The 6279-nt window shown below is 57.4% G+C and carries 4 protein-coding genes; 3 read left to right on the forward strand and 1 reads right to left on the reverse strand.

All coding sequences use genetic code 11. The annotated features are described in order from the left end of the window. On the forward strand, positions 1-5217 hold a 5217-nt coding region (locus tag ABF463_RS11320), incomplete at its 5' end, for a helicase-related protein (protein WP_415533744.1). Next, a complete protein-coding gene (locus ABF463_RS11325; RefSeq protein WP_415533745.1) occupies positions 5217-5558 on the forward strand; it encodes a plasmid mobilization protein in 342 nt (113 codons plus the stop codon). The genes ABF463_RS11320 and ABF463_RS11325, both read left to right, overlap by 1 nt. Before the next feature lie 73 nt (positions 5559-5631). Here ABF463_RS11325 and ABF463_RS11330 read toward each other — a convergent pair whose 3' ends face one another. Beyond that, positions 5632-5811, reverse strand: a complete 180-nt coding sequence (locus tag ABF463_RS11330; protein ID WP_415533746.1) for a hypothetical protein — start codon at positions 5809-5811, stop codon at positions 5632-5634. Between the two features lie 200 nt (positions 5812-6011). Here ABF463_RS11330 and ABF463_RS11335 point away from each other — a divergent pair, with 200 nt between their 5' ends. Further along, positions 6012-6188, forward strand: a complete 177-nt coding sequence (locus tag ABF463_RS11335; protein WP_415533747.1) for a hypothetical protein — start codon at positions 6012-6014, stop codon at positions 6186-6188. The last annotated feature ends 91 nt before the right edge of the window (positions 6189-6279 follow it).

The raw sequence follows: 6279 nt of genomic DNA on the forward strand, positions 1-6279 counted from the left end.
GAATACGTCCCCCTCGGGCAAACACTCACCCTCGACGGACGGGAACTGACGGTGGACGCCGTGAATTGGGACACCGGCAGCGTGAGTCTACGGGACGATACTTTTGCGGGCGCGACCGGCTTTCCGATATTCCGGCGCGAATCCATCGGATATGTTCGTGAGCAAATCGAGGCGCAGGAGCGCGACACCCTCTGGGAAAAAACACCGGAGGGCGAGGTCGCGCGTGTCACGTTCACGCTGGGCGCGGAGGAGAAGAAACCCGTACCACAGCGTGCGAATTTCCGTATTTCGGACGATGCCCTCGGGGCGGGCGGTAAAAAGGCGAAATACGGTTACAATCTCGCCGCCATTCGGCTGCTGAAAACGCTGGAGGCCGAAGGCCGCTTTGCCACGCTGGAGGAACAGGAAACCCTTTCCCGCTACGTCGGCTGGGGCGGCGTGCCGCAGGCGTTCGACGAACAGAATACGCAGTGGGCCGACGAGTACGCCGAGCTGAAAAGCCTGCTCACCGGCGAGGAATATGCCGACGCCCGCGCCTCCACCCTCAACGCGCATTACACGTCGCCGGTGGTGATCAAGGCCATGTATGAAACGCTCGCGCGCATGGGCTTCCATACCGGCAACATTCTGGAGCCGGGCTGCGGCGTCGGTAACTTTTTCGGGCTGCTGCCTGAGAGCATGGCCGCGTCCAAGCTCTACGGTGTTGAGATCGACAGCATCACGGGCCGGATTGCCCGGCAGCTTTATCCGCAAGCGGACATTACCATCGACGGCTTTGAGCGCACCGACCAGCCGGATTCGTTTTTCGATCTGGCGGTCGGCAATGTCCCGTTCGGCGGCTTCAAGCTGGCCGACCGGCGCTACAACAAGTTCAATTTCCAAATCCATGATTATTTTTTCGCCAAGGCGCTGGATAAGGTGCGTCCGGGCGGCCTGATTGCGTTCATCACCAGCAAGGGCACCCTTGACAAGCAAAATCCCGACGTGCGCAAATATATCGCCCAGCGGGCGGAGCTGCTCGGCGCGGTACGTTTGCCGAATACCGCTTTTGCGGCCAACGCGGGCACCGAAGTTACCACCGACATTCTTTTTTTACAGCGCCGCGACCGCATGAGTTATGATGAACCCGCGTGGGTAAACGTATCCAAAACGGCGGAGGGCGTGCCTCTCAATCAGTATTTCCTTGACCATCCGGATATGCTGCTCGGCACGATGGCATTTGACAAGAGCATGTACGGCAACGACAAGGAAACCACCTGCAACCCCATCCTCGGCGCGGATTTTGGGGAACAGCTTCGCAAGGCGCTTTCACAGGTGGAACTGCCGAACCGGGACGCATTGGAAACCGTGGACGTGACCGAGCCGGACGGTGAGGAACAACCGGCGGACGGCGCGGCCCTCTCCCTGCCCGCCGACCCGGACGTGCGCAATTTCAGTTACACGCTGGTGGACGATCACCTGTATTTCCGAGAAAACTCCAAGATGGACCTCGTTCGGGATAAATCCGACGCCGAAACGCAGCGCATCCGGGGCATGATCGCGCTGCGGGACAGCACCCGAACGCTGATCGGCCTGCAAATGGACGACGCGGCGGACAGCTTCATTGAGCAGGAACAGAAAAACCTGAACGGCCTATACGATGCCTATACCGCAAAGTATAGCCTACTTTCCGCGTCGGCCAACTCCCACGCGTTCCGCACGGATTCCTCGTACAGCCTTTTGGCCTCACTGGAAGTGGTAGACGAGGACGGCAATCTTGTCCGCAAGGCAGATATGTTCAGCAAAAGGACGATCCGCCACGCGCAGCCGGTGACCTCCGTGGATACCGCCGCCGAGGCGCTGGCTGTTTCCATCGCGGAGAAAGCCTGCGTCGATCTCGGCTTTATGGGTTCGCTCATGGGCGGTTCGGAGAAAATCCCGTCCATCGTGGAGGATCTGCGCGGTGTGATCTTCCCAGTGCCGGTGCCGCCGTTTCAGGCGGAGGAGGGGCAATCCATCCCGCTGACCGACCGGCACTGGGTCACAGCCGACGAGTACCTTTCCGGCAATGTCCGTAACAAGCTGCACTTAGCCCGTGAAGCCGCCGCTGCCGACCCGCTGTTCGCCCCGAACGTTCCAGCATTGGAGCAGGTGCAGCCCAAAGACCTTTCCGCCGCCGAAATTGACGTGCGGCTGGGCGCGACGTGGGTGGACACAAAATACATTGACCAATTCATGTTTGACGTGCTGCAAACGCCCCGGCATTTACAATACGGCGACGTAACCACGCGGTATATGGACGTAACCGGCGTCTGGAATATCAAGGGCAAGGGGCTGGACAGCCGGGACAACAGCCGCGTTTACGCTACCTACGGCACCAAGCGCCGCAGCGCCTATTACATTCTCGAAGATTCCCTCAACCTCAAGGACACCCGCATTTACGATACCGTCATCGACGAAAACGGTTCGGAAAAGCGCGTGCTCAACGAAAAGGAAACCGCCATTGCCCAGCAGAAGCAGGAGGCACTCAAACGGGCGTTTGCGCAATGGATCTGGAAAGACCCGGAGCGCCGGGAGGTTCTCTGCAAGAAGTACAATACCCTTTACAACAGCACCCGCCCGCGCGAATACGACGGGAGCCACTTGAAATTCGACGGCATGAACCCGGAAATCTCGCTGCGCAAGCACCAGCGCAACGCCGTCGCGCACCAGCTTTACGGCAGGAACACGCTGCTCGCACACTGGGTGGGCGCGGGCAAAACCTTTGAAATGATCGCCGCCGGAATGGAGGCCAAGCGGCTGGGTTTATGCCAGAAATCCCTGTATGTGGTGCCGAACCATCTCACCGAGCAGTGGGGCGCGGATTTTCTGCGCCTGTATCCCGGCGCGAATGTGCTGGTGGCCACCAAGAAGGATTTTGAGCCGGAGAACCGCCGGAAATTCTGTGCCCGCATCGCGACCGGCGACTACGACGCGGTGGTGATCGGGCACTCGCAGCTTGAAAAAATCCCGGTTTCGCCGGAGCGGCAGGCCCGTATCATCGAGCAGCAGATCGACGAGATTACAATGGAGATCGCGCTTGCCAAAGCGGATAAGAGCGAACGGTTTACGGTCAAGCAGATGGAAAAGAGCAAAAAGGCGCTGGAAACCCGCCTGCAAAAGCTCAACGACGTGCGCCGGGATAATGTCGTGACCTTTGAGGAACTCGGCGTTGACCGCCTGTTTATCGACGAAGCGGACAATTTTAAGAATTTGGCCCTCTTCACGAAAATGCGCAACGTGGCGGGGGTTTCGCAGACCGAAGCGAAAAAAAGTACCGATTTGTATATGAAGTGCCGCTATCTCGACGAAATCACATCCGGGCGCGGTATCGTTTTCGCCACGGGTACGCCGATCAGCAACAGCATGACGGAATTATTTACCATGATGCGTTACCTTCAGCATGACACGCTGGAGGAGCAGGGCCTCAGCCATTTCGATTCTTGGGCGGCGCTGTACGGTGAAACGGTTTCGCAGATGGAACTGAAACCGGAGGGTACGGGCTTTCGGATGCGGACACGTTTTGCCAAGTTTCACAATCTGCCGGAACTCATGTCCATGTGGAAAGAGGCGGCGGACATCCAGACCGCCGAAATGCTGAATTTGCCGGTGCCGAAAGCGGAGTACATTAACGTCACGACTGAGGCCAGCACCCAGCAGGCGGACATGGTGCAGGCGCTGGCGAAGCGCGCCGACGAGGTGCATAGCGGCACGGTCGATGCCCATGTTGATAACATGCTGCGTATCACCAGCGACGGGCGCAAGCTCGCGCTGGATCAACGGCTGATGAACGAGCTGCTCCCCGACGATCCGAACAGCAAGGTCAACGCCTGCGTGCAGAACGTGCTTCAGGTCTGGCGCGACACCGCCGACCAGAAGGGTGCCCAGCTTCTTTTCTGCGATCTTTCCACGCCGCATTACGACGGTTCGTTCAATGTTTACGACGATGTGAAAAACAAGCTGATGGAGGCGGGTGTCCCCGCCGAGGAGATCGCCTTTATCCACGACGCCAACACCGAAGCGAGAAAGGCCGAGCTGTTCGCCAAAGTCCGCAAGGGGCAGGTGCGCGTTTTGCTCGGTTCTACCTCCAAAATGGGGGCCGGGACAAACGTGCAGGACAGGCTGGCGGCGATTCATCATCTGGATTGCCCGTGGCGGCCGCGCGACCTGACCCAGCGCGACGGGCGGGGCATCCGGCAGGGCAATCTGTTTGACAGCATCAAGGTATTCCGGTATGTCACCAAGGGCACGTTTGACGCCTACAACTGGGGCCTTGTGGAATCGAAGCAAAAATTCATCTCGCAGGTGGTGACGGGGAAATCCCCGGCCCGGAGCTGCGAGGACGTGGACGATACCGCGCTTTCCTATGCGGAGGTAAAGGCCCTCGCGACCGGGGACGAGCGTATCAAGGAAAAAATGACGCTGGATATTGAGGTGGCGAAGCTGCGCGTTTACCAGACGGATTTCAACAGCCAGCATTATGAACTGGAGGACAACGTGCGGCTCCACTTCCCGCGCCAGATCAAAGAAAGCGAGGCGAAAATTTCCGGACTGGAACAGGACATTGCCCTGTATCAGGATCAGAAGCCGCAAGACCCGGAGGCGTTTTCCATGACGGTGCTGGACGCCGAATTTCGCGAACGAAAGGCGGCGGGCGAGGCGATCATCGAAGCCTGCAAGACCGTTGACTGCACCGAGCAGGCGGCGGAAATCGGCCGATACTGCGGATTTCCTATTTCTATCCGTTGGGACGCGTTTAGCAAGCTATTTCATTTATCTCTAAAAAACACGCTTTCCTACACGGTGGACGTGGGGCTGGACGCCTCCGGCAACGTAATCCGTATCAACAATGCGTTGGAGCGGATGCCGCAGGAGCTGCACGCCGCCCACAACCAGCTTGACACCCTGCATCAGCAGATGGAAACCGCACAGGAGGAATTGCAGAAGCCGTTCCCGCAGGAGGCGGAGTTATCCGAAAAGGAAAAGCGCCTGAACGCGCTCAACGCCTTGCTGGCAGCGGAAAGCCACAATTCCCATAAGGATACGGAGCGGACGGAAAGTGCGGCGGAACCGGCGCTGCGGCCCGCTGACGCGGAGGCAAAGCCGTGTGTCCACGCGCTGCTCTCCGAACTTGCCAGAAAATCCGCCGAGGCCCCGCGCCCGGAGCGCGTCGCGGCCACGCCGGAGGCTGTGAGGTGATGAACATGGAGAACCGCAGCCGTCCCATCCACCTGCATGTGATGGTGGACGAACACGAAAAGGCCCTCATTGAACGGAAGATGGCGCAGGCCGGTATCCGCAGCATCAACACTTACATGCGCAAAATGGCGATTGACGGGTATGTGGTATATGCGGATATGTCCGATGTAAAGGAGCTGGTGGCGCTCCTGCGCCGCAGCGGCGCGAACGTAAACCAGATCGCCCGGCGCGTCAATGAGACGCACAATCTTTACGCCGAGGACGTGGCCGATCTGGAGCGCTATTACGGCGCGCTGCTGGACGGTCTGAACCGGCTGCTCACTAAATGGAATAAGCTCTGAACCACCGTGGCGGCGGTGTAAAACAGGCATCAGGCCGTCAGCGTCCCGGAATGTTTCATTCCGGGGGTTGCAATCAGTTTTCGTCCAGATTGTCCAGCGCGTAGGCAATACACTGGTTCACGATCTTATTGAACGAAACGCCGTTCGCGTCGCTGAGTTGCATCAGTTTGTCGTAGTATTCCGCCTTAATCCGAATGGTGCGGTTGATGGCCTGCGCTTTACTGTCCTCTTTGTCCACATGAAATTTACTCATATTAAAATCACCTTTCCATACCTGTCATTGTAATTGATTGTGAACCATGATATAATGTACAAAAATGTAACCATTTAATAATTACATATATGAACCGAAACATCCCCATTTTGTCCGGCAGAGCGTCACTTCGGGAGATTATGATAAAATGGCGGAATATTTTATATTTCGACACTCATCAGGAAAGCGGGACGATCCAAATGGCAGACTATCAGCAAATGTATCGGAAGTTGTTTCAGGCAACCACAAAGGCAATAGACCTTTTACAGACGGCGCAGCAGGAAACAGAGGAGCTTTACATATCCTCGGATGAAGCCGAACTCCATTTGTTCACCGAAAAAGATTTGCCGCCCAAACCGCCCGAAAACGGAGAATAACGGAAAAAAATCGTGCCGCCAACAGTGAAATGGTTGGGGGCCGCATTTGGGTTATGTTTTTGTGGGTTCTTGGTAATTTGGTGACGAACCA

The organism is Ethanoligenens sp. (assembly GCF_047718355.1).
Classification (GTDB): Bacteria; Bacillota; Clostridia; order Oscillospirales; family Ethanoligenentaceae; genus Ethanoligenens.

What these genes read in the sequence shown, in the direction of transcription:
- ABF463_RS11325 (WP_415533745.1), top strand. Translation starts at nt 5,217, where the DNA reads ATGAACATGGAGAACCGCAGCCGTCCCATCCACCTGCATGTGATGGTG.
- ABF463_RS11335 (WP_415533747.1), top strand. Translation starts at nt 6,012, where the DNA reads ATGGCAGACTATCAGCAAATGTATCGGAAGTTGTTTCAGGCAACCACA.
- ABF463_RS11330 (WP_415533746.1), bottom strand. Translation starts at nt 5,811, where the DNA reads ATGAGTAAATTTCATGTGGACAAAGAGGACAGTAAAGCGCAGGCCATC.